Source organism: Aeromonas sp. 160P, from assembly GCF_055193095.1.
Map to the genome: position 1 here is coordinate 3,137,782 of NZ_JBUXKV010000001.1, position 24,625 is coordinate 3,162,406.

At 57.0% G+C, this 24,625-nt stretch carries 19 protein-coding genes; 11 read left to right on the forward strand and 8 right to left on the reverse strand.

The window, feature by feature from the left end; all coding sequences use genetic code 11:
- Positions 1–29 precede the first annotated feature (29 nt).
- Entirely contained in the window at positions 30–674 is a 645-nt protein-coding gene (locus ACY8FN_RS14655) for an MBL fold metallo-hydrolase (RefSeq protein ID WP_463100411.1), read from the forward strand.
- Positions 675–772: 98 nt separating this feature from the next.
- Here ACY8FN_RS14655 and ACY8FN_RS14660 read toward each other — a convergent pair whose 3' ends face one another.
- The gene (locus tag ACY8FN_RS14660) at positions 773–1,369 is read right to left on the reverse strand and encodes a tetratricopeptide repeat protein (protein ID WP_463100412.1); all 597 of its coding nucleotides are present in this window, start codon (positions 1,367–1,369) and stop codon (positions 773–775) included.
- Positions 1,370–1,543: 174 nt separating this feature from the next.
- Here ACY8FN_RS14660 and ACY8FN_RS14665 point away from each other — a divergent pair, with 174 nt between their 5' ends.
- Together ACY8FN_RS14665 and ACY8FN_RS14670 are read left to right on the forward strand one after the other, a co-directional pair.
- Complete coding sequence (locus tag ACY8FN_RS14665; RefSeq protein WP_463100413.1) at positions 1,544–2,599, forward strand: PA0069 family radical SAM protein; 1,056 nt, start codon at positions 1,544–1,546, stop codon at positions 2,597–2,599.
- 559 nt (positions 2,600–3,158) lie between these two features.
- A complete protein-coding gene (locus ACY8FN_RS14670) occupies positions 3,159–4,556 on the forward strand; it encodes an alpha-amylase family protein (protein WP_463100414.1) in 1,398 nt (465 codons plus the stop codon).
- 118 nt (positions 4,557–4,674) lie between these two features.
- Here the strand turns inward: ACY8FN_RS14670 and gyrA are convergent, their stop codons facing one another.
- Positions 4,675–7,443 (reverse strand): DNA topoisomerase (ATP-hydrolyzing) subunit A, encoded by a 2,769-nt coding sequence (gyrA, locus tag ACY8FN_RS14675; protein ID WP_463100415.1) that lies wholly within the window; start codon positions 7,441–7,443, stop codon positions 4,675–4,677.
- A 200-nt stretch (positions 7,444–7,643) separates the two neighbouring features.
- On the opposite strand from gyrA, the gene ubiG reads away from it, so the two are divergent.
- The 5 genes from ubiG (at position 7,644) to yfaE (ending at position 13,482) form a co-directional block, all read left to right on the forward strand.
- The gene (gene ubiG, locus ACY8FN_RS14680) at positions 7,644–8,360 is read left to right on the forward strand and encodes a bifunctional 2-polyprenyl-6-hydroxyphenol methylase/3-demethylubiquinol 3-O-methyltransferase UbiG (RefSeq protein ID WP_068978912.1); all 717 of its coding nucleotides are present in this window, start codon (positions 7,644–7,646) and stop codon (positions 8,358–8,360) included.
- Positions 8,360–9,055, forward strand: coding sequence for an HAD family hydrolase (locus ACY8FN_RS14685; RefSeq protein WP_303846922.1), 696 nt, complete (start codon positions 8,360–8,362; stop codon positions 9,053–9,055). The genes ubiG and ACY8FN_RS14685 overlap by 1 nt, the downstream gene beginning before the upstream one ends.
- Before the next feature lie 627 nt (positions 9,056–9,682).
- A complete protein-coding gene (nrdA, locus tag ACY8FN_RS14690) occupies positions 9,683–11,950 on the forward strand; it encodes a class 1a ribonucleoside-diphosphate reductase subunit alpha (protein ID WP_162515823.1) in 2,268 nt (755 codons plus the stop codon).
- An 81-nt stretch (positions 11,951–12,031) separates the two neighbouring features.
- Positions 12,032–13,165: a class Ia ribonucleoside-diphosphate reductase subunit beta gene (nrdB, locus tag ACY8FN_RS14695; RefSeq protein WP_463100416.1), complete on the forward strand. Its 1,134-nt coding sequence runs from the start codon at positions 12,032–12,034 to the stop codon at positions 13,163–13,165.
- Positions 13,162–13,482 carry a class I ribonucleotide reductase maintenance protein YfaE gene (gene yfaE, locus ACY8FN_RS14700; RefSeq protein WP_463100417.1) on the forward strand — a complete coding sequence of 107 codons (321 nt, stop codon included), beginning with the start codon at positions 13,162–13,164 and terminating at the stop codon, positions 13,480–13,482. The genes nrdB and yfaE overlap by 4 nt, the downstream gene beginning before the upstream one ends.
- A gap of 115 nt (positions 13,483–13,597) precedes the next feature.
- Here yfaE and mltA read toward each other — a convergent pair whose 3' ends face one another.
- A complete protein-coding gene (gene mltA / locus ACY8FN_RS14705) occupies positions 13,598–14,749 on the reverse strand; it encodes a murein transglycosylase A (RefSeq protein ID WP_101316415.1) in 1,152 nt (383 codons plus the stop codon).
- Between the two features lie 150 nt (positions 14,750–14,899).
- Here mltA and ACY8FN_RS14710 point away from each other — a divergent pair, with 150 nt between their 5' ends.
- Positions 14,900–15,151 (forward strand): DUF1289 domain-containing protein, encoded by a 252-nt coding sequence (locus ACY8FN_RS14710; protein ID WP_101347371.1) that lies wholly within the window; start codon positions 14,900–14,902, stop codon positions 15,149–15,151.
- A gap of 125 nt (positions 15,152–15,276) precedes the next feature.
- Here the strand turns inward: ACY8FN_RS14710 and fruA are convergent, their stop codons facing one another.
- The 3 genes from fruA to fruB are packed head-to-tail and all read right to left on the reverse strand — an operon-like array spanning position 15,277 to position 19,114.
- Entirely contained in the window at positions 15,277–17,013 is a 1,737-nt protein-coding gene (gene fruA / locus ACY8FN_RS14715; RefSeq protein WP_463100418.1) for a PTS fructose transporter subunit IIBC, read from the reverse strand.
- Positions 17,010–17,999: a 1-phosphofructokinase gene (gene pfkB / locus ACY8FN_RS14720; RefSeq protein WP_463100419.1), complete on the reverse strand. Its 990-nt coding sequence runs from the start codon at positions 17,997–17,999 to the stop codon at positions 17,010–17,012. The genes fruA and pfkB overlap by 4 nt, the downstream gene beginning before the upstream one ends.
- Positions 17,999–19,114 (reverse strand): fused PTS fructose transporter subunit IIA/HPr protein, encoded by a 1,116-nt coding sequence (gene fruB / locus ACY8FN_RS14725; RefSeq protein ID WP_463100420.1) that lies wholly within the window; start codon positions 19,112–19,114, stop codon positions 17,999–18,001. The genes pfkB and fruB overlap by 1 nt, the downstream gene beginning before the upstream one ends.
- A 296-nt stretch (positions 19,115–19,410) precedes the next feature.
- Between fruB and cra the strand changes: the two genes are divergently transcribed.
- The gene (gene cra / locus ACY8FN_RS14730; RefSeq protein ID WP_463100421.1) at positions 19,411–20,409 is read left to right on the forward strand and encodes a catabolite repressor/activator; all 999 of its coding nucleotides are present in this window, start codon (positions 19,411–19,413) and stop codon (positions 20,407–20,409) included.
- A 645-nt stretch (positions 20,410–21,054) separates the two neighbouring features.
- Positions 21,055–22,248 (forward strand): aromatic amino acid transport family protein, encoded by a 1,194-nt coding sequence (locus ACY8FN_RS14735; protein ID WP_463100422.1) that lies wholly within the window; start codon positions 21,055–21,057, stop codon positions 22,246–22,248.
- Positions 22,249–22,587: 339 nt separating this feature from the next.
- On the opposite strand, the gene ACY8FN_RS14740 is transcribed toward ACY8FN_RS14735, so the two are convergent.
- Positions 22,588–23,304 (reverse strand): hypothetical protein, encoded by a 717-nt coding sequence (locus tag ACY8FN_RS14740; RefSeq protein WP_167569751.1) that lies wholly within the window; start codon positions 23,302–23,304, stop codon positions 22,588–22,590.
- Between the two features lie 212 nt (positions 23,305–23,516).
- Positions 23,517–24,509: a hypothetical protein gene (locus ACY8FN_RS14745; RefSeq protein WP_463100423.1), complete on the reverse strand. Its 993-nt coding sequence runs from the start codon at positions 24,507–24,509 to the stop codon at positions 23,517–23,519.
- Positions 24,510–24,625 lie beyond the last annotated feature (116 nt).

The following is a 24,625-nucleotide window of genomic DNA, read 5'->3' on the forward strand; positions in this document are numbered from 1 at the left end:
CCGTCGCCTTTCCAACAAGAGGACCCCACATGTTGAAATTCGAGGTGATCCCGGTCACCCAGTTCGCCCAGAACTGCTCCCTCATCTGGTGTGACGAGACCCACCAGGCGGCGCTGATCGACCCGGGTGGCGAAGCGGACAAACTGCTGGCCGCCATCGCCAAGCGCGGGCTGACCCTGACCCACATCCTGCTGACCCACGGTCATCTGGATCATGTGGGTGCGGCGGCTGAGCTTAGGGAGAAAACCGGCGTCACCATCACCGGCCCCCACAAGGAAGATGCCTTCTGGCTCGACATGCTACCCCAGCAGAGCCAGATGTTCGGCTTCGCCCATACCCCTGCCTTTAGCCCCGACCAGTGGCTGGTACAGGGTGACAAGGTACACGTTGGCCAGTGCGAGCTGGAGGTCTACTTCTGCCCCGGCCACACCCCGGGCCATATCGTGCTGCTCTCCCAGGCTGAAAAACTCGCCTGGGTTGGCGATGTGCTGTTTGCCGGCAGTATCGGCCGCACCGACTTCCCCCGTGGCGATCACGGGACGCTGATCAAGTCGATCACCGAGACCCTGCTGCCGCTGGGTGACGAGATCGTCTTTATCCCGGGCCACGGCCCCAGCTCCACTTTCGGCCGCGAGAAGGCAAGCAACCCCTACCTGACCCAGCCTATCTGGTGATCAAAAAAGGCAGCGGTCACCAGCCGCTGCCTTTAATTTTCCACACCTTTATTCTCAGCATTTCAATGCCGCATTGCACGCGTCTGCGGTAAAGGTGGCTAAGAAGTCATGTCACCGAGCAGTGGCTGCCAGTTGAAGTCGAAGGTACTGCTCCCCTCCTCGGCCAGCGCCAGCTCTTGCAGCACCTGCAGCGCCAGCTTGTTGCCCTTTTGCGCCGCCTGATAGAGCCACTGTTTCGCCTGAGGCAAATCGACTCTGCCGCTCGCCCCCATCAGATGAAGCACACCGACTTTCAACATGGCAGGTACATCACCGTTGCGGGCGGCCTGCTCCATCCAGTGAAAGGCTTCTCGCAGATCCCGCTTTACCCCGACGCCGCGCAGATAGAGCTCTGCCAGCCGATATTGACCAACAGCATCCCCCGCCTGCGCCGACTGGCGGTAGAGAGTGATGGCCTGATGAATATCCTGATCGCTCCCCTGCCCCACTTCATGGCTCCAGCCCATCAAGGCTTGCGCCCGTGGTTGCCCCTGCGCCGCCAGTGGTGACCAGATCCGGGTCGCCTCCTCAAAGTGACCGGTGCGCCAGGCACGGTTGGCAGACGCCAGCTCCTGCTCGGTGGAGATCGGCATCAAGCGCCAGATAACCAGGGCAAGCAGACCGATAAACAGCCAACGGGAAGTGGTGGGTCTCATGATGATTTCCGTGATCCAGTTCTCATTTCGTCTATGTAAACGAAATGTAGCTCTGCGATCAAGCAACAGATCCCGGTGACATACCCTTTTTACGCCACACCGATAGTCAATCGTTGTCATTTCTCCGTCGCACTTGCAAAATAACTGTATGTATAACCAGTACAGGTGCGCACCATGGCAGGACGAGGCAGCCCCCACAATATCGATCACCGTTTTAGCGGCCCCCTTGTCGAGGCGGTCGATGATGGTTGGGCATCCGAGGAGTGGGAGTCAGCCTTCAATACCTTGGCGCCCCAGACCGAGGTGCGGGAGATCGACGCGCGCAGCATCATCAGCTACAACAGCTCGCCGGATGTGCCGTTTGGTCGCTCCATCAACCCCTATCAGGGGTGCGAACATGGCTGTATCTACTGCTATGCCAGACCCAGTCACGCCTATCTGGAGCTCTCCCCCGGCCTCGATTTCGAGAGCAAGCTGTTTGCCAAACGCAATGCTGCCGATCTGCTGCGCAGGGAGTTTGCCAAACCGGCCTATCAGCCACAGACCATCGTCATTGGCGCCAATACCGATCCCTACCAACCCATAGAGCAGCGCTATCGCCTCACTCGCCAGCTATTGGAGGTAATGCTGGCCCACCGCCATCCGGTCGGCCTCATTACCAAGAGCGCCATGATCTTGCGCGACCTCGATCTGTTGAGCGAGCTGGCCAGCGAGGGACTGTGTCAGGTGATGGTGTCGGTGACGACCTTGAACGAAACCCTGCGGCGACAGCTGGAACCCCGCGCCAGCACGGGCGCAGGCCGCTTGAAAGTGATCGAGAAGCTGGCCAGCGCTGGCGTACAGGTGGGAGTACTGGCCGCCCCCATGGTCCCGCGGCTCAATGAGCCGGAGCTGGAGCAGATCATCAAATCGGCGGCAGAGGCAGGTGCCAGCTGCGCCGATTACATCCTGCTGCGGCTCCCTCACGAGCTGGCGCCGCTATTTGGTGACTGGCTCGATACCCACTATCCCGGTCAGAAGGAGACTATTTTGAATCAGTTGCGAGCCAGCCGCGGTGGCGGGCTCAACAGTGTGGCCTTTGGTTCGCGGATGCGTGGTGAGGGGCACTTTGCCGATCTGCTGGCCCAGCGCTTTCGCCTTATCAGCAAGCGCCTTGGCCTTGGCAAACGCCATATTCAGCTCAGGCAGGATGGTTTTATCCGCCCCGGGGAGCAGCTGTCGCTCTTCTAACCCCGCCGGCTTGAGGCAAGCGGTATCCCTTGTCGGTCAACAGCCTTGCCATATCGCGCAATAGCATTCGGGAAGCCGCGTTTCCCGAGTAGACAGGCATTCGCGAGACGATGGTGTTTCCTGAGAACAGCAACGCCAGAGCTTAACCGCGTCGATCCTCCCGCCCCTGTTGCACCATTTCAACCGGCAGCCGCGAGGGTTCATGGGCCACTTGGTGCTCATCTTCCCCATACTGCGGAACCTCTGACTCGCCCCAGACCCGGCTCCACCAAATTTCCCACGTGATCCAACTGGTCATATGCAGCTCCTGACGGTGACGGTGATGGCAACAGCGCACCACTCGGCCAGCAGGATAGCGGCTGGGGATGACAGGGAAATGACAAAGGATCACTGGTGAAGCGATGACTGGCCATGGCAGGGAAAAGCAGCAACAGCTCACAAATCCGGCTAAATCATCCTGAAAGCGGTCACAAATCCGCAGGTTGTGAATTGCAGCACGCCCTGTTCCCGCCAAAGCTGGCTTGCCCATTCAGGCATCTATAAAAACAGGGACACAATAATGAAACACACAGCGGGAATATGGGCGATCGCAGGCATGCTGATCGCTCCCTTGGCACACGCCGACGTCATACTGCACGCCTTCAACTGGCAGTACAGTGAAGTGACGGCCAAAGCCGACCTTATTAAGTCGGCCGGTTACAAACAGGTGCTGATCTCACCGCCACTTAAGTCCTCGGGCAACGAGTGGTGGGCCCGTTACCAGCCGCAGGATCTGCGCCTTATCGACACCCCTCTTGGCAACAAGCAGGATCTCGAACAGCTGATCGCCGCCATGAAGGCGCGGGGCATCGCTGTCTATGCCGACGTGGTGCTCAACCATATGGCCAACGAAAGCTGGAAGCGCCAGGACCTCAACTACCCCGGCAACGAATTGCTCGACCAATACGCCGCCAACCCGGCCTATTTCGAGCGCCAGAAGCTGTTTGGCGATCTGGGGCAAAACCTGCTGGCCGCCGCCGATTTTCATCCCGAAGGGTGCATCAGCGACTGGAGCGATCCGGGCCATGTCCAGTACTGGCGGCTCTGTGGCGGTGCCGGTGACAAGGGGCTGCCAGATCTTGATCCAAACAACTGGGTGGTGAGCCAGCAGCAGGCCTATCTCAAGGCGCTCAAAGGGATGGGGATCACAGGCTTTCGGGTCGATGCGGTCAAACACATGAGCGATTACCAGATCAATGCCGTGTTCACCCCCGAGATCAAACAGGGGATGCATGTCTTCGGCGAGGTGATCACCACTGGCGGCGCTGGCAGCACCGATTACGAACGCTTCCTCAAGCCCTATCTCGACAGCAGCGGCCAAGGTGCCTATGACTTTCCGCTGTTTGCCTCCCTGCGCGGTGCGCTGGGCTATGGCGGCAGCATGAACCTGCTGGCAGATCCAGGGGCCTATGGTCAGGCGCTGCCGGGCAGCCGCGCCGTCACCTTCGCCGTGACCCACGACATCCCCACCAACGATGGCTTCCGCTATCAGATCCTCAGCCAAACTGACGAGAAGCTGGCCTATGCCTACCTGCTTGGCCGCGATGGCGGCTCACCGCTGGTCTATTCCGATCACGGCGAAACCCGGGCCAAGGACGGGCTGCGCTGGCAGGATTACTACCAGCGCGCCGATCTCACGGGGATGATCCGCTTCCACAATGCAGTGCAGGGTCAGCCGATGCAGCTGGTCGGCAGTGGCGACTGCTTCGTGCTGTTCAAACGGGGCAAGCAGGGGCTGGTCGGCATCAACAAGTGCGACTATGAGCAGGAGTACTGGCTCGATACCGCCAAGTTCGAGATGAACTGGTATCGCAACTACCGGGACGTGCTCGACCAAGGCGGCGTAATCAAGGTGCAGAGTCAGTGGGTACGGGTCGCCATTCCCGCCCGCAGCGCCAGAATGTGGCTGCAGGAGTGATCAGGCCAGCACCCTGCCGTGCTATCAGCTGACCGCCATAAAAAGCAGACAAATAAAAAGAGCGACCACCAGGGTCGCTCTTTTTGCTCAGGTCGTTTGACCAGGAAATCTGGGGTGATTACTCGTCCCCAGCTTCCTCAGCATCGGCAGAGCCGACTTCTGGCGCGATATCAGTGCCTTCAGACACCTCACCGTCAACCGCCACCACGTCGTTCTCGTCTTCGTCGCTCTCGGCGATACGCTGCAGGCCCACCACGGTCTCGTCTTCACCGGTACGGATCAGACGCACACCGCCGGTGTTACGGCCGATGATGCTCACCTCGGCAACACGGGTACGCACCAAGGTGCCGCCGTTGGTGATCAGCATGATCTGGTCGGTATCGTCGACCTGGATCGCATCGATCACCTTGCCATTACGCTCGTCCACCTTGATGGAGCGAACGCCCTGGGTACCACGGCTCTTGGTCGGGTACTCGGTCAGCGCGGTACGCTTGCCGTAACCGTTCTCGGTGGCGGTCAGGATGGCACCCTCGCCACGGGGGACGATCAGGGAAACCACCTTGTCACCGTTGAGCAGACGGATACCACGAACACCACCCGCAGTGCGACCCATCGGGCGTACGCCCTTGAAGGTGCCCTTGCTTTCGGTGTTGTCGTTGCCTTCGCCGGCATCGTCGTCGTTGCCAGCGTCAATGGCGCTATCGTCATCGGCCTCAACATCATCGCTGACATCGGCATCGGCGGCATCTGCGCGACCACTGCCTTCCGCGAAGCGAACCACCTTGCCCGCATCGGAGAACAACATGATCTCGTTGCTGCCATCGGTGATATCCACTCCGATCAGCTCATCGCCCTCTTTGAGGTTGATGGCACGGATCCCGGAGGAGAGCGGACGGCTGAACGCAGACAGGCTGGTCTTCTTCACGGTACCGTCAGCGGTAGCGAAGAACACATACTTGTCGTCAGCATACTCTTTGACCGGCAGAATGGCGGTGATGCGCTCACCCTCTTCCAGCGGCAGCAAGTTGATGATCGGACGGCCACGGGCGCCACGGGACGCTTCCGGCAGCTGATACACCTCAAGCCAATAGACCTTGCCACGGGTGGAGAAGCACAAAATGGTGTCGTGGGTGTTGGCCACCAGCAGACGCTCCACAAAGTCCTCTTCCTTGATCCGGGTGGCCGACTTGCCACGACCACCGCGGCGCTGGGCCTCGTAGTCGGTGATCGGCTGATACTTCACATAACCCTGGTGAGACAGGGTCACCACCACGTCTTCCGGGGTGATCAGATCCTTGGTATTGAGCTCGATGCTAGAGAAGTTGATCTCTGTGCGACGCTCGTCGCCATACTGCTCGCGCACCGCCAGCAGTTCATCGCGGATCACTTCCATCAGCCGTTCCGGGCTTGCCAGAATGAACAGCAGCTCGGCGATCAGATCCAGCAGAGATTGATACTCTTCCAGGATCTTGCCGTGCTCGAGACCGGTCAGCTTGTGCAGACGCAGGTCAAGGATGGCCTGAGCTTGCTGTTCGGTCAGGAAGTAACTTCCTTCGCGAATGCCGAACTCTGGCTCCAGCCACTCCGGACGGGCCGCGTCGTCGCCTGCTTTTTCCAGCATGGCGGCTACGTTGCCAAGATCCCATCCCCGAGCTACAAGCTTGGCTTTGGCGTCGGCAGCGGTGTCGGAGTGACGGATCAGCTCGATGATCGGGTCAATGTTGGCCAGTGCGACCGCCAGACCTTCCAGGATGTGCGCCCGATCCCGCGCTTTGCGCAGTTCGAACACGGTCCGGCGAGTCACCACTTCACGGCGGTGCAGCAGGAACGCATCCAGAATGTCTTTAAGGTTCATCAACTTGGGCTGATTGTTATCAAGCGCCACCATGTTGATACCAAAGGTGGTCTGCAACTGGGTGTGCTTGTAGAGATTGTTCAGCACAATCTCGCCAGACTCGCCGCGTTTGATCTCGATAACGATGCGCATGCCGTCCTTGTCGGACTCATCACGCAGGGCACTGATGCCCTCAACCTTCTTCTCTTTGACCAGCTCGGCGATCTTCTCGATCAACCGCGCTTTGTTCACCTGATAAGGCAGCTCGTGAACGATGATGGTCTCGCGATGGGTCTTGTCGTCCACCTCCACTTCGGCCTTGGCCCGCACATAGACAGAGCCACGACCGGTACGGTAGGCCTGCACTATGCCGGCACGACCGTTGATGATAGCGCCGGTGGGGAAATCAGGCCCGGTGATGTAGGTCATCAACTCATCGATGGTGAGATTGCCATTCTCAATCAGCGCCAGACAGCCATTGACTATCTCGGTGAGGTTGTGAGGAGGAATGTTGGTCGCCATGCCCACCGCAATACCGGAGGAGCCGTTGACCAGCAAGTTGGGCACCTTGGTCGGCATGACCGCCGGGATCATCTCGGTGCCGTCATAGTTCGGCACCCAATCCACGGTCTCTTTGTCCAGATCAGCCAGCAACTCGTGGGAGATGCGAGCCATCCGCACTTCGGTATAACGCATCGCCGCGGCGCTATCGCCGTCGACGGAACCGAAGTTGCCCTGACCATCGACCAGCATGTAACGCATGGAGAAATCCTGCGCCATCCGGACAATGGTGTCATACACAGCGATATCGCCGTGCGGGTGATATTTACCAATTACGTCACCGACCACACGGGCCGATTTTTTATAGGGCTTGTTCCAGTCGTTCCCCAACTCGTTCATAGCAAACAGAACGCGGCGGTGAACCGGTTTCAAGCCATCACGCACATCCGGCAGAGCTCGTCCTACGATCACGCTCATGGCGTAATCAAGATAGGAACTCTTGAGCTCTTCTTCGATGTTGATCGGCGTGATCTCTCTGGCCAGATCGCTCATAGAAAGCCTTATCCCTAATTAGTTGTTCTTTGGCTTAAACAGCGCGACATGGTAACACAGCGAGCAAAATATCTTAAGCCACAAATCCGGGCAGAAACTCGGGCTGGTTTGACCAAGTCCGTTGGTTATAATGCCCGCCAGGACAATAGATTGCGCCCACGTTTTGCGACCTGCGCGCCCTGCCACAGGATCAATGAAAAATGAACAGTGATGCCAATGTCGATCTGACAGAAATCGCCAAATTTGAAGCCATCGCCTCTCGCTGGTGGGACATGGAAGGGGAATTCAAACCCCTGCATCAACTCAATCCGGTGCGCCTTGACTGGATCACTGACAAAAGTGGTGGCCTGTTTGGCAAACGCATCCTCGACATCGGGTGTGGTGGCGGCATTCTTTCCGAGAGCATGGCCCGTCGTGGCGCCAAGGTGACTGGCATCGACATGGGCAAGGAGCCGCTCGGAGTGGCCCGTCTGCACGCCCTGGAACAGGGGGTCGAGCTCGAGTATCAGCAGATGACCGCCGAGCAGCATGCCAGTGAGTTGCCAGGTCAGTATGACGTGGTGACCTGCATGGAGATGCTGGAACATGTGCCGGATCCGGCCTCCGTGCTGCGCGCCATCGCCACCCTGGTACGTCCCGGTGGCCGGGTGTTTGTCTCCACCATCAACCGCAACCCGAAAGCCTATCTGATGATGATCATCGGGGCCGAATACCTGATGAAGATGGTGCCCAAGGGGACTCACGATCATAAAAAATTCATCACCCCTGCCGAACTCTGTCGCATGGGTGAAGCGGCGGGCCTGTTGGTGCGGGATATGAGCGGTGTCCATTTCGCCCCCCTCAGCAACCAGTTCAAGCTCGGCAAGAACGTCGACGTCAACTATATGGTGGAGTTTGTCCGCCCGGAGCACGGTTGATGAGCGCCCCTCACCCCATGCCCCTTCGCTGCGTGCTGTTTGATCTCGACGGCACCCTGCTCGACACGGCCCCCGATCTGGGGGCTGCGGTCAACCATGTGCTGGTAAGCGAAGGCTTTGCCCCGCTCTCTGACGCCATCATCCGCCAGACCACCTCCAACGGAGCGCTCGGGCTGCTCAAAGCCGGTCTTGGCAACGAGCTGCTCGAAGAGCTGGGCAGTCACCGGCTTCGCACCGCCCTGCTCGATTACTACGCGGCCAATCTTTGCGTCGGTACCCGCCCCTACGAGGGAATGATCGATCTCATCGAGTGGCTGGACGAAAAACAGCTGCCCTGGGGCATAGTCACCAACAAGCCGGGCTTTCTCACCGAGCCCCTGCTGGCCGCCCTGCCGGCGCTGGCCAGCTGCGGGGTGACGGTCAGTGCCGATACCCTGCCGGTGCGCAAGCCTGACCCCGCCCCCATGTACTTTGCCTGCGACAAGCTGGGAATTGAGGCGGCACACTGCCTCTATGTGGGGGATCATGTGCGGGACATCGAGGCAGGCCGCAACGCGGGCATGCGCACCGCCGTGGCCGGTTGGGGTTATCTCGGTGATGACGAGGATCCCGCCGAGTGGGGGGCGGATCTGCAGTTCGACACAGTGCAGGCCCTGCACCACTGGCTGCGCTATGAGTTGACGACCAGTGCCTGAGGATCCGGCCAAGGGTGGTTATCGCCAGCCACCCTTTTTCCTCACACTGTGATGGGCTGTTATCTGGTCACGTCATCATCTGGTCACGACGTCGTCGCGGTGAGCGCATTGATGGATGGCGCATACAGCTTTATCGATGATAGGTACTCATACGAGGAATTTTCGAATGTTGCATAACCATCATGAATATTGCAGAGACAGTACCCACCTTGTGGCCGACTTCGCTACGTCAATGCCACAACTGGACAGCTTTTGACCCTTGTTGCACAAGGGATAATCAGCACAGCTTTGCTAGTAAAAAGACCCTCTTTTCGCAAGCAAAAAAACTTATTTAAATTTTCCATCTTCGATCGAGAGACTTGCATTTAGCGGAGCAGACGCATGAAAACCCGCTCACTGTGAGCGGTCACTAACACAGGGCGCAAGACTCACAATTTATCCACAGCAAGCAGGTTATCCACACATTGCAATGAGCGGCCGACCTCACTATCTTGTAGCTCGAAATCAAAATAACACTACATCTTGTGATTCATCGCACAATCTCTACCCAACTCCCGCACACTGCCGGGGCGTGGGAAGTGGCATTGTGCGATGGTTTTTCGGGAATCAACTGAAGGTCATCAGCCAATGAATTTGTTTGTGACGAAGCGTAACGGACACAAAGAACCCATCGATCTGGATAAAATTCACCGCGTGCTGGACTGGGCCGCCGAAGGGCTCGACAACGTGTCGGTCTCTCAGGTTGAGCTCAAATCCCACATCCAGTTCTATGACGGTATCCGTACCGCCGACATTCACGAAACCATCATCAAGGCGACGGCAGACCTCATCTCCGAGCAGACCCCGGACTACCAGTACATGGCAGCCCGTCTGGCCATCTTCCACCTGCGCAAGAAGGCCTATGGCCAGTTCGAGCCGCCCCACCTCTACCAGCACGTCGCCCGTCTGGTGGACATGGGCAAATATGACAAGCACCTGCTGGAAGACTACAGCCAGGCCGAGTTCGATGCGTTGAACACCCATCTGGATCACTGGCGCGATATGGACTTCTCCTATGCGGCGGTCAAACAGCTGGAAGGCAAGTATCTGGTGCAGAACCGCGTCACCGGCGAGATCTACGAGAGCCCGCAATTCCTCTACATACTGGTAGCGGCCTGCCTCTTCTCCAAGTATCCGAAAGATACCCGTCTGGACTACATCAAGCGCTTCTATGATGCGGTCTCGACCTTCAAGATCTCCCTGCCGACCCCGATCATGAGCGGCGTGCGTACTCCGACCCGTCAGTTCAGCTCCTGCGTGCTGATCGAGTGTGATGACAGCCTGGATTCCATCAACGCCACCGCCAGCTCCATCGTGCGTTACGTTTCCCAGCGCGCCGGTATCGGCATCAACGCCGGTCGCATCCGTGGTCTGGGCAGCCCGATTCGTGGTGGCGAAGCGTTCCACACCGGTTGCATCCCCTTCTACAAATACTTCCAGACTGCGGTGAAGTGCTGCTCCCAGGGCGGCGTGCGCGGCGGTGCGGCCACCCTGTTCTACCCGCTGTGGCACACCGAAGTAGAGAGCCTGCTGGTGTTGAAGAACAACCGCGGCGTGGAAGAGAACCGGGTCCGTCACATGGACTACGGGGTACAGATCAACAAGCTGATGTACCAGCGCCTGATCAAGGGTGGCGATATCACCCTGTTCTCCCCGTCCGATGCACCGGGTCTGTACGATGCCTTCTTCGCGGATCAGGACAAGTTCGAAGCGCTCTACGTCAAGTACGAGCAGGATCCGGCCATTCGCAAGAAGACCCTGAAAGCGGTGGATCTGTTCTCCCTGATGATGCAGGAGCGCGCCGGTACCGGTCGCATCTATATCCAGAACGTGGATCACTGCAACACCCACAGCCCGTTTGATCCGAGCGTGGCGCCGGTGCGTCAATCCAACCTCTGCCTCGAGATTGCGCTGCCGACCAAGCCGCTTAACAACATCGACGACGAGAGTGGCGAGATTGCACTGTGCACCCTCTCCGCCTTCAACCTGGGTACCATCGAGAAGCTGGAAGATCTGGAAGAGATGGCCGAGCTGGCGGTCCGTGCCCTTGATGCCCTGCTCGATTATCAGGACTATCCGATTGCCGCCGCCAAAAAGGGCAGCATGGGTCGCCGCACCCTGGGCATTGGCGTCATCAACTACGCCTACTATCTGGCCAAAAACGGTGCCCGTTACTCTGACGGCTCCGGTCTGGCGCTGACCCACCGCACCTTCGAAGCCATTCAGTACTACCTGCTGAAAGCCTCCGTGCAGCTGGCCCGCGAGTTCGGCCCCTGCCCGCTGTTTGGCGAGACCACCTACGCCCAGGGCATTTTGCCCATCGATACCTATAAAAAGGATCTGGATGTACTGTGCAACGAGCCGCTGCATCTGGATTGGGAATCCCTGCGTGAAGAGATTAAAACCGTGGGGCTGCGCAACTCCACCCTGACCGCCCTGATGCCGAGCGAGACCTCCAGCCAGATCTCCAACGCCACCAACGGCATAGAGCCGCCACGCGGCCTGGTCTCGGTCAAGGCCTCCAAAGACGGTATTCTCAAGCAGGTGGTGCCCGAGTATGATCGCCTGAAAGATCAATACGAACTGCTCTGGAAGCAACCGAGCGTCGACGGCTACCTGCAGCTGGTCGGTATCATGCAGAAGTTTGTGGATCAGGCGATCTCCGCTAACACCAACTACGACCCGGCCCGTTTCGAAGGCAACAAGGTACCGATGAAGCAGTTGCTCAAAGATCTGCTGACCGCCTACAAATATGGCCTCAAGACCCTTTACTATCACAACACCCGTGATGGTGCCGATGATGCACAAGCCGATATGCAAGATGACGGCTGTGCTGGCGGGGCTTGCAAAATCTAAGTCACGGCAAGATCTGATAACCGGGCGGGAGCATGAAGCTCCCGCTCTCCCGTTTCATCACTTCAATAGATTCTGGTAATCATGGCCTATTCAACTTTCTGCCAAACCCAAAACGACCAGCTCAAAGAGCCGATGTTTTTTGGCCAATCGGTCAATGTGGCCCGTTATGATCAACAAAAACATGAAATCTTTGAACGGCTGATCGAAAAGCAGCTCTCCTTCTTCTGGCGTCCGGAAGAGGTCGATGTCTCCCACGACCGTATCGACTATCAGGCGTTGCCGCCCCACGAGCAGCACATTTTCATCTCCAACCTGAAATACCAGACCCTGCTGGATTCTATTCAGGGCCGCAGCCCGAACGTAGCTCTGCTGCCGCTGGTCTCCATCCCGGAGCTGGAAACCTGGATTGAAACCTGGGCCTTCTCGGAGACCATTCACTCTCGCTCCTACACCCACATCATCCGCAATATCGTCAATAACCCGGGTCAGGTGTTTGACGATATCGTGACCAACGAGCAGATCTTGAAGCGCGCTGGCTCCATCAGCTGCTTCTACGACGATCTGATCGAGTCGACCGCCCTCTATAACTTGCACGGTGCCGGCACCCACACAGTCGCAGGCCGTGAAGTGACCATCACTCTGCGTGAGCTCAAGAAGAAGCTCTACCTGTGCCTGATGAGCGTCAACGCACTGGAGGCGATCCGCTTCTACGTCAGCTTCGCCTGCTCCTTTGCCTTCGCCGAGCGTGAGCTGATGGAAGGCAACGCCAAGATCATCAAGATGATCGCGCGCGACGAAGCCCTGCACCTCACAGGCACCCAGCACATGCTGAACCTGATGCGCACCGGTCAGGATGACCCCGAGATGGCCGAGATTGCGGCTGAATGTGAGCAGGCTTGCTTCGAGATCTTCAAGGAAGCGGCGATCCAGGAGAAAGAGTGGGCCGAGTACCTGTTCCAGGACGGCTCCATGATCGGTCTGAACAAAGACATTCTCTGCCAGTACGTGGAGTACATCACTAACTTGCGCATGGCCGCCGTCAGCCTGCAACCGGCCTTTGCCGGGGCCAAGCAAAACCCGATCCCCTGGATCAACACCTGGCTGTCATCCGACAACGTCCAGGTCGCGCCGCAAGAAGTGGAAGTCAGCTCCTATCTAGTGGGCCAGATTGACAGCGAAATGCATGCCGATGATCTCGGTGACTTCGAGCTGTGAGTGACGCCACCAACACGCTAACCCCGGCCCTGCACGGGGCGGCTGCACAGCACGCAGTCGTGGCGCCGCGGGTACATACCCGGGATGGGGTGCTGCACGCCCATCCCGGCGAGAGCGTGTTGGAAACACTGGAACGACACGGCCATCATGTGGAGTTCCAGTGCCGCAGCGGCTATTGCGGCGCCTGCCGCACAACCCTGCTGGCAGGCAAGGTACACTACCCGGCGGTGCCGCTCGCCTTTGTTTCTCAAGGCGAATGCCTGCCCTGCTGCTGCAAACCGGTGGGGGCAATCAGGCTGGATATCCAGAAGGGCTGACGCCACCAGCTGGCAACTCGCGCACAATAAAAAGCCGCCGGAGCAATCCGGCGGCTTTTTTGTCTCTTCATCTAGGTTTAGAGCGCCCTGTGCAGACGCCCAACCCTTCCGAGGGTTACAACCAGGGGGCAGCGGTCGGCCCGTGGTGCAGGCCCAGCTTCCAGACCCGGCCAAAGTGTTTGTAGTGACCTGCGGCCACGCCAGCCTCCTCCCCCATGCCGTGATAGAGGTCAAGGTGGCCCTTCTTCACCGCACCGCCCACATCCAGCGCGATCAACAAGCGTAACTGGTGCTTGCCGGTCCAGTTGCCCTCTTTGTCGAGCAAAGGCACTTCGGCCAGGATCGGCGTACCCATCGGCAACAGGGTCTTGTCGGCAGCGACCGCCGCTAGCGGCAGCAGCGGGATGCCTGCGGCGCCGACCACGTCATTGGTGGGGCGACGCTCGAAGAAGACATAGGAGGGGTTCTGCTCCACCAGCTCCATGACACTCTCTTCCGGCTGGCGATTGGCCCACTCTTTAATGGCCTTCATCGACATCTGCTCTTTGGCCACTTCGCCCCGGTCGATCAGCACCCGGCCGATGCTCACATAGCCGTGGCCATTCTTGCCGCTGTAACCCAGATATTGCAGCCGATCGTCATCCCCGTAGTGAACAAAGCCGGAGCCCTGCACATCCATCAGGAAGTTATCGATCAGGGACTTGCTGTAACCGAGCTCCAGCCCCCGGTTAGCCAGTGCCCCCTGATGGATCTCGGCCCGGCTCGGGCAGCGACCGCCACATTTTGGCATGGCATAAAGCGGGTACTTGTACTCGGTATCGGGGCGGTGACGCACCTCCAGCACCGGCGAGTAGTAACCGGTAAAGAGCACGTTGCCCATGCGGTCAGAGCCCCCATATTGCGCCAGACTGACGCCGTAGCGAGTGAGCTGCGCCGGATCGCCGCCATTGGCCACCCAGCGGGAAAGCTGACCATAGAGCTCGCCATAGCGGCTTGCCATCCGACTGGAGCGGGCCATCACCACCTGGCTTTGCCGGGCGAAACTTTGGTAATTCCGGCTGGCCTGACTGTTAACCCGCTCCACCCTCACCAGATCCTCTGGCAGGGTCCCGTCCAGATACTGCTTGCCCAGATTGACCGGCACCTCGCAGTTAAGAAAACATCTGTTATCGGTCTGTTTTTTGGGCACATCTGCTTTATCAGAATTGCCCGCACAACCGGCCAGTCCCAGCACTGCGGCGGTCAGCCAGTACGCGTGTTTGTTCATATGTCCTCATATAACGCCAAGAGCCATGCTCGGCGGGGAAGATGCCAAATTTGCAGGGGGAAAGCAAACGACATCAATCACTTGAAGCAGGATTTCTCCAAAGGGGATCCGCTGGGTTATAACAAGGTGACAGGATGCGCGAGGTGATGGATGGAACAGCTCGAAATATTCCCGCTGCAGAGCCCCTGCATCGGGGTCTGCGAAGTGAATAACAAAGGCTACTGCAAGGGGTGCCTGCGCAATCGCGACGAGCGTTTCAACTGGCTCACCATGACCCCGACCCAGCAGCAGGACGTGATGCGCCTGTGCCGTAACCGCAAAGCCCGGGTTGACGCAGCCCGCCGCAAGGCACAGGAAGGCACACACGCCGAGCAACCGGATCAACCGGGATGGGATTTTTAAGCTGGGCCCACCCGCCCTTCAACCTCTCGCCAATGGCCTACCCACCCTAAAAACCTCTCTCCCCCCACAAAAAAGCGGCCCGAAGGCCGCTTGGTCATTGATTGTGGTTAATTGCGTTACACCACTCAGGCGGTTGCCAGCTTGGCCTGCACTTCCGCTCGCTTGAGCATGGCGTAGGAGACGCCGGTCAACAGCGAACCTGCCGCAATCGCCACAATATACATCAGCACATTACTGATGGCGTGGGGAATGAACAGTACGAACAGACCGCCGTGGGGGGCCATCAGCTCACAGCCGAACAGCATGGAGAGCGCACCGGTCAGGGCGCCGCCGACCATACAGGCCGGGATAACGCGCATCGGATCCTTGGCGGCAAACGGAATGGCCCCCTCGGAGATAAAGCACAGGCCCAGTACGAAGGAGGCTTTACCCGCCTCTTGCTCGGTCTTGATGAACTTGGTGCGCGCCAGGAAGGTGGCGATGCCCATCCCCAGTGCCGGGACCATACCAGCCGCCATCACCGCCGCCATCGGGGCGTAGGTTTTGGATGCCAGCAGACCCACCCCGAAGGCATAGGCAGCTTTGTTGACCGGGCCACCCATGTCGAAGCACATCATGGCGCCGATGATGACACCCAGCAGCACCGCATTGGTAGAACCCATGTTGTTGAGGAAGGTGGTCATGGCACTCATGATGCCAGCCACCGGGCCACCTACCACGTAGATCATCACCAGACCGGTAAACAGGCTGGCCACTAACGGAATGATCAGGATCGGCTTGAGCGCTTCCAGGGTATTCGGCAGACGCACCTTGTCGCTCAGGTACTTGGCGCTGTAACCAGCCAGGAAACCGGCCACGATGCCACCGAGGAAACCGGCGCCCAGCGAGCTTGCCAGCATACCGCCGATCATGCCGGGGGCGAGGCCAGGGCGATCAGCGATGGAGTAGGCAATGTAACCTGCCAGCACCGGGATCATCAGGGCAAAGGCCGACGCGCCGCCGATCTGCATCAGGGCAGCAGCCAGAGTGCCTTCTACCTTGAACGCTTCGATACCGAACACAAACGAGAGCGCGATGATAAGCCCCCCCGCCACCACCATCGGCAGCATAAAGGAGACGCCGGTCAGCAGATGCTTGTAGGGGCCTGCTTTTTCCTCTTTCTTGGGCTGGCTGGCACCGCTGTGGCGGTACAGGGTCGCCTCGTTCCACGCCTTGTCGAGCTCGGCGCGGGTCTTCTTCAGTGCCGCACCTGTGCTGGTGCGATAGACCGACTTGCCGTCAAAGCGCGCCATGTCCACCTCGATATCGGTGGCGAGGAACACCAGATCGGCGGCGGCAATCTCCTCGGCGGTCAGGGCATTCTGGGCACCGACCGAGCCTTGGGTTTCGACGCGGATCTGATAACCCAGCTGCTTGGCCATGGTCTCCAGCGCTTCTGCCGACATAAAGGTGTGGGCCACGCCGGTTGGGCAGGCGGTCACTGCCACGATGCGCTTGCCAGCGGCGGCCGGTTTGGCGGCAGCATTGGCAGCAGCAGGCGCGGCTTGATGGCGATAGACGCTGGCACCGCTGGTTGCGGCCTCCAGCAAGGCGGCCGGATCTTGCAGCGCCAGATCCATGCTCCCCTGATAGACCCGCTTGCCATCATAGGCAGCGAGATCCACCAGGCAGCTTGCGACAACCAGCACCAGGTCGGCGGCGGCAATCTGCTCCTTGCCCGGCACCTGACGGGGTTGCACGCTGGAGCCGACATCGAGGGTGAGCTCCCAGCCAGCCAGTTTGGCCTGCTGTTCTATCCGTTTTGCAGCGAGAAAGCTGGTGGCAATGCCCGCCGGGCAAGCCGTAACCAAAATTGCTTTCATTGGGCATCTCCTGAGTTTTTCATTGAGGGGGTATTGCATTGAACCGGTGCCAGATCATCCAGACGCTGTACGCGCACCTGTTCAAGTAAGGGGTTGAGCACCGCAATATCGCTAAAGCCAACCGCCACCTGACTCACCGCCAGTGCCGAAACGGCGGTGGCCAGACGCAAGGTCTGCTCCGGCGCCCAGCCAAGGCTCAGACCATGGGCGAGACCGGCGACCAGCGAGTCGCCAGCACCGACCGTGCTGACCACCTGCATCCGTGGTGGAATGGCTTGCCAGACCGCATCCGGGGCAAACCAGATCAGGCCATCGGCGCCGTTGGAGATCACCACGTTGGGGATCCCGGTGGCTTGCAGCGCACGGGCACACTCGGCCTGCTCGCTCAGGGTCTTGATGGGGCGACCCGCCCACTGGCTCAGCTCCTCCAGATTGGGTTTGACCAGGGTCGGCGCCGCCTTGATCCCTTCGCTTAAGGCCGCGCCACTGCAATCGAAGATCACCTGCTTGCCCTTGGCCTTGAGCAGGCGGATCAGATGGGCGCAGTAATCGGGGGCGACCCCTTTGGGCAGGCTGCCCGCCAGCACGAACCACTCTGCTTGCGGTGCCAGCTCGTCGATGGCCTGTTCCAGCGCGCTCACTTCACCCTGGTGGATGGTGAGACCCGGCAGGTTGAGATCGGTGACCCGACCGGATTGTTCAGAGATCTTGACGTTGATGCGAGTGCTGCCAGCGACACGGACGAAGTGATCCGCCAACGCCCGCTCCGTAAACAGGGAGACAAAACTCTGCTCATTGTCAGCGCCAAGCCAGCCGGTAACGCCCACCTCGCGGCCCAGATCCTTGAGCACCATGGCGACGTTGATCCCCTTGCCCGCCGCACGCAGGTTGGCCTCGCTCACCAGATTGACCTCGCCAAGGCTCATCGCCTCGAGACGGGTGGTGAGATCAAGGGCGGGGTTGAGGGTAATGGTGACAATCTTCATCAATGAGCCCCCTCGCCCAGACCGGCGGCGATGGCCTCACCGATCCCCTTGAGGGCCGCTTCGGCATCCGCCCCTTCGGCGCGAAATGCCAGACGATGCCCGCACTTGACGCCAAGGCCAATCACCTTCATCAGGCTCTTGGCGGAGACCGCTTCACCGCTGCCATCCAGATTGGCAACCCGAATGTCGGATGCAAACTCTTTGGCCACCTTGACCAGCATGGCGCCCGGACGGGCATGCAGGCCGTGGGGGTTGATGATGGTGAAGGTCTCGGCAAGACCGCTCGCCGGCCCCGCCTGCAACATGGCCAGCCCGTCGCTGCCCGCCAGCGTAGCAAGCTGACCGGCATCAGCCAGTTTGGCCAGATTCTCAAGTTGCGGCAGATGGCCTGCATCGGCGGCACACAGCAGCAGCATGGCGCTGACCGGTTGCTCCCCTGCCATAAGTGCGCTACTCGGGGTTGCCAGCACCCAACCGGTCTGGGTCGATGCTGTTTGCTGAACATTGGCCCGTGCCAGCCAGATCCCCTCGCCCAGATAGGCAGGTTCGCTTGCCAGCAGGGCGCTCACCATGGCGGCATCGCCCCAGCCAGCCGACTTGGCGCGCGCGGCCGCACCCAGCAGCAGCTGGTCACGATCATCAGCCGGGAAGTCAGCCAGGGTCAGGTATTGCACCTCTTTGGCGGCAGTAGCACCGGTCAGGATATTGATGATGGTGTCGGCGTCGGTGGCCTCTCTCAATTGCGCGGCCGCCTGCTCGTCACCCAGCACATGGGTGAGCTGGCGCAAAATGCCCAGATGCTCGTCAGACTTGGCAGCAATGCCGATGGCGACATAGGCAATCAGCCCCTCATCCCACTCGATGCCGTGGGGGAACTGGGCCACCATGACGCCGGTGCTCTTCACCAGATGACGGGTGTCGGTAGTGCCATGGGGAATGGCGATGCCGCTGCCAAGGTAGGTGGCATGCTGCGCTTCACGGGCCAGCATCCCATCTACATAGCCCGCTTCCACCAGACCGGCTTCGGTCAGTTTGCCTGCCAGCAGTGCAATGGCTTCCGACTTGGTTGCCACCGACTGTCCCAGCAAGATCTGCTGCTGCGCCAACTTCAACATAGAGACTCTCCATCAGGTTCCGGCCACGCCGGTACATCACAATTGAACATTCGGGTAACTCGCCAGCTGACAATAGGCCTGATCGCGATTAACTGTGATCAAGGTTGGCTTTTGAGGCCTGGCTATCTATCCGCTGCTGACAGGCTGAATCGTTTCACTTACACTCAGACTGAATCGTTTCAGCGAATTGATCAAGTGCCCGTATCCAGTGCTTTTCAATGATATGATCCCGCGCACACTTTTCGGTGCCCTCACCCGGCAGTGACCGTGGGCCTTGCAACTCAAACAGAGCCAATATGATGAAACTGGATGAAATCGCCGCCCTCGCCGGTGTCTCGCGCACCACGGCCAGCTATGTGATCAATGGCAAGGCCGACCAATACCGCATCAGCCAGGCGACCCGCGACAAGGTGATGGCGGTGGTCACCGCCCACAACTACCAGCCGGACAGCCGTGCCGCCTCCCTGCGTGGCGGCCAGACCAAGACCCTGGGCTTTATCCTGCCCGACCTTGAGAACGCCAGTTATGCCAAACTGGCCAAACGGCTCGAACAGGGGGCGCGGGTACAGGGCTATCAGCTGCTGATCGTCTGCTCGGAAGATGATCCCGCCACCGAAAAAGAGCTGGCTCAGATGCTGGTCAGCCGCCATGTGGACGCCCTGCTGGTGGCCAGCTGCCTGCCCCCTGACGACCCCTTCTATGGCAAGTTGCAGGCGCAAGGGTGCCAGATCCTCGCCATCGACCGGGCCATGGCCGCCGACAAGTTTGTCACCGTCGCCAGTGAAAACGAGAAGGCAAGCTTTGATCTCACCAGCTCCCTGCTCACCCCCAGCCTGCGCCATATCGCCTTGATCACCGCATTGCCGCTGTTGACGATCAGTGCGCAGCGCAAAGCCGGTTTCGAGCAGGCGGTCGCCAGTCACAGCACGGCGCGCCACCTGTGTGAGGGGGATCACTTCTCCCGCCTTGAAGGGTATCGCCTGATCAAAAATCTGCACCAGCAGCTGGGTCAACTGCCCGAGGCGCTGATCACCACCTCCTATATCCTGATGGAGGGGGTGCTCGATTACTTGCTGGAGTTAGAGCTGGAACAAGAGATCGATATGAGCCAGCTCGCCATGGCTACCTTCGGGGACGATCGGCTGCTCGACTTCCTCCCTTTTGGCATCAACTCCCTGCCCCAACAACACGATGCCCTGGCCAGCCAGGCGCTGGAGCTGGCACTCAAGGCGGTGAACGGCGAATACCAGAGCGGCCTGCACTATGTGAGCCGCACCCTCAAACGGCGCCGCTGACCCGCCCAGCGGCAGACCCTGTTTGCCGTCACTCCATGCAAGAAACAGTGCGTGACAACTGTTCGTAAAAACAGTGCGAACATAAGGCTGCCAGGATCGGCAGCCTTATGTTTCTCCCCACAGTCCTACCGATCTCTGTTCTCTGTTCTCTGCTTTCTGCTTTCTGCTTTCTGCTTTCTGCTTTCTCTACAGGTTTGACCGACTAAACAACCGGCCGCCACATCCCTGTTGCCCCTCAACGCCACGCCAACGTTCATACAACGTCCTCCCCGCTCCCCTATCTGTGCTGCTACCACCTGGCTTATCTGTATCTATGAGCCCCCTATCTATGAGCCCCCTTTGTCAGTTGTTTTTTCGGTGATTTTTTCTGCGATTAGCCACCACTGTCATCATTTATTTCCACTTAATGCCACACACCAGTACAAGATCCGTATAAAAGGGGTTGTTTCCGCTATTTTGATCCGCTAACTTGGCAACCATATTTTACAACTGACAGGTTTTAGGTACAGATGTTCCCGTTCCGATATTGCTAGCCTCCGGCCTTATCCCGGAGGCGCCTGCTGATAACGCCAATTGACCCCTCTTGTTGACGTCACTGCTGACACCGCCTGTTTGCACTGACACCGCTACGTTCGGATGGATAACATGAATACCAAAACCCTGGGTTGTACCCTGTTAATCGCTGGCACCACCATAGGTGCCGGGATGCTGGCCCTGCCGCTGGCCTCCTCCTCCCTCGGCGGCCCCGCCACCCTGATGCTGATGGTCGGCCTCTGGGCCCTGATGGCCTTCACCGCCATGCTGCAAGTAGAAGCGAGCCTCAACACCGGCAAGTGGTACCTGCACCAGCTGGCGGATCATCTGCTCGGCCCTTGGGGCAAGCGCATCGCCTCTTTCTGCATCCTGATGCTGTTCTACTCGCTGGCCTCCGCCTACATCAGCGGCGGCAGCAGCCTGCTGGTACAGGCGCTGGCAGATGCGGGCATGACCCTCAGTCAGGAGCAGGCCGCCTGGGCCTTTACCCTGCTGTTTGGCGGCATGGTCTGCGTTGGTACCCGCTCGGTGGATTACCTCAACCGGCTGATGTTCACCGTCAAACTGGTGATCATGGTGGCGGTGTTGGCACTGCTGCTGCCCCGCGCCGAAGGGCAGCATCTGCTCTCCATGCCGCTGGGTCAGGGCTTGTTGCTGGCGGGCCTGCCGGTCATCTTCACCTCGTTCGGCTTTCACGGCTCCATTCCAAGCGTGATGCTCTACCTCGGTGACTGCCCCAAGCAACTGCGCCGGGTCTTTGTCTGGGGCTCTGCCCTGCCGCTGATCCTCTATGTGCTGTGGCAGGTGGCGATCCTCGGTCTGCTCGGCCAGCAAGCCCTGTTGCAAACCGGCGGAGCGCTGGACAACCTATTAGCCAACATCGGCAAGCTGGTGAGCTGGCCTGCGTTTAATCAGGCGATGCACCTGTTTGCCGATCTGGCGCTCGCCACCTCCTTCCTCGGGGTGACGCTGGGGCTGTTCGACTTTATGGCCAAGGTGACCCGCCGCAAGGACAACTGGCAGGGCCGCACCCAGACCGGCCTCATCACCTTTGTGCCGCCCCTGCTATTTGCCCTCTACTTCCCGCAGGGCTTTATCATGGCGCTCGGCTACGCCGCCATTGCGCTGGCGATCCTCGCGGTACTGCTGCCGGTGGCGCTGGTGTGGCAGAGCCGCAAACAGGCCCCCGCCCACCACTACCGCGCCCCCGGTGGCGTAGTGGCTCTCGGACTGGCCGCCGCCATGGGGGTGCTGATTGTCGGCGTACAGGTCAGCGTCAGCCTCGGAATGCTGCCTGCGCTCTAATCCTTACCGCAATTCAATGCTCCACTTCAAATAGCAAAAGAGCAAAAGCCCCGCCAATCAGATTGGCGGGGCTTTTTTTTGATGAAAAAACAGCTCTAGATATTACTTTATTTATATTCCATAGACCAAGGCAAGACTACAGGGTATTAATAGATAGAGCAGATGAATTAGATAGACATTTGGTACACATAACCTCATCATGGTTAATTATAGGAAGACAACCTACAGCATGCTTAAAAAGGTTATGATATTGATACAAAAGAACGTTGGCTCAAAGTGAACGTAAATGAGACTCCGACCTTGCAAGGGCGTCACATACCCCTTGAGAATTATGCACATCTAAAAGGGTATCTCATCCTCAATATCTGACGCTAGAAATACAGCCTCTGTTTTTTTGACAAGAAACTTCTTATTCATCAATTCAATAAAAATAACTTTAAAATAATCTATGATACATTTCAAAAACTCATCTAACAGCTCATTACTTGATATATAAAAGTTCTGCTCATCAGTCTCAATTTGTGGGAACATGGTTGTTATACTTATTCGTTCCCTTTCATTTTTAAAGGTTGAGTTTTGATGAACAATAGCATTCCTCAGTTTTTGAAAATTTTTAATCCTATCGGTTTCATGCTTAAATTCATGTGTATTGAAATCACATGTTATAGATAAATATGTCATCGACTTATTGGATATGTTGTTATCTTTAATATGGTCTAACTGAAGTTTCGAGGATGTTTGTGATTCTATTTGCAAACAAATGTTTGATAAGTTGCTTTCTAGTGTTGTATATATAAGAACTATAGCAGAGTGATAGAAATGACTTATTACCTTCCTGATATAACCCTCATACATATCAATAATCACTGATTCTTCTTCTGGATTTTCTAAAATATCTGCCCTCATTAACTCCTGTATATTTTGATTTCTATCTTTAATGGAGCTTGATATATGGTCTATGTATGTTTGTAAATATTCTATTTCTTTGAACGTTTTCTGTTGTAAATCAGCAAGGTCTAATTTTTTTTCGACTTTGTTAGTTTGTTTTGTAAGCATGTATATATCCAATAAAAATCGATGAAAATAACTAAAGCCGCAAGCACCAAATTTCTTGGCTCAGGAATAAAAAGCAAGACTAGCTAGTGCATTAATAAAAGTGTCTAGCTAGAAAGAACAAATCGAGCGCTCCAATTAGGTTACCTTCTGTCCAAGTGAGCATTTTTCATACCGACTTGATTAAAATATCCAGTGCGTATCTAATTTTTCAGTTACAACAAGCTCTGCAATTTTGTTAAAATTGCATCAGAATATACCCCTGCTAGTACACCAATTATTAGCCCACCGGTGAAATCCTCTACAGTAATTGCTTTTGTTGTTTCAGGCTTTCTGGAAACCAGCAAGCTAAATACCAACCCCAAAGCAATACTGCCAGCTAATACGCCCCAGTTAATTATTGATTCATTATGTGCTGTTGTGAGAGTGTTTTTTATAAAAAATCCGACAGCCGCCCCTACCATTCCACCGGTAGGAACCGAAAAAGCAGACGGAAGAATTAAAATACGCGATGTTATGGTTCTTATATGTACTACGTCATCATTTAGCTTATATGACACCTTAAAAGAAATGTCCATTTTCTTTTGTTTTAAAAGGTGCGGGGCTCGATAGGAAAATGGAAAAGTAATTGTACTTCCTACAGGTAGAGGCACTCCTTTAGAAAACTCTTGATATTGCTCTCGCGCAAGCCTATCCATTATTCTTTTTAATTTGTCTTTATTAATTGCATATGCTTTTGGTAAAAATGAATCTGGTGATTCAAAACTTATAACTTCTTTTTCAAGTCGTTCAACATCCTCCCATTCATCTATTTTAAGGGCTTCTTCTGCCCAATATGGTGTTGTAGGTTGCGTTTTTCTTTTAGAAAAAATAGAAGCATATCCATCAACCATTTCTACTACAGCTAAAGCTATAGATTCTGTAAAAGACATTCTCTTTTGTCTATTTCTTGCATACGCACTTTCTACACCTTTCTCTAACTCCCTGATGAGTCGTCTCTTTTTATCTTCCAACTTAGTAAGATTTGTTGTGTCAAGATCATCATTCGCTGATAACTCTCGACCGGCAGAGAGAGTATTAATAATTTGCAAATCAGATATTGGTTGACCAGAAACATTGGTGACATTTAGACTAACGGAGTATTCTTGGCTTCCCGCAATATACTCCTGAGACACTAAGTTTAGTGCTATATTTTCAGAATCTTTCATTAACAATCCCTTAGCTTTTTAATTAGGTAAATCCCATGCAAGAGTTACCTTATCGTACTAATCTAATGCACCATCAATATTAAAATTCAAAAAACATTAAAATATTGTATTGACCA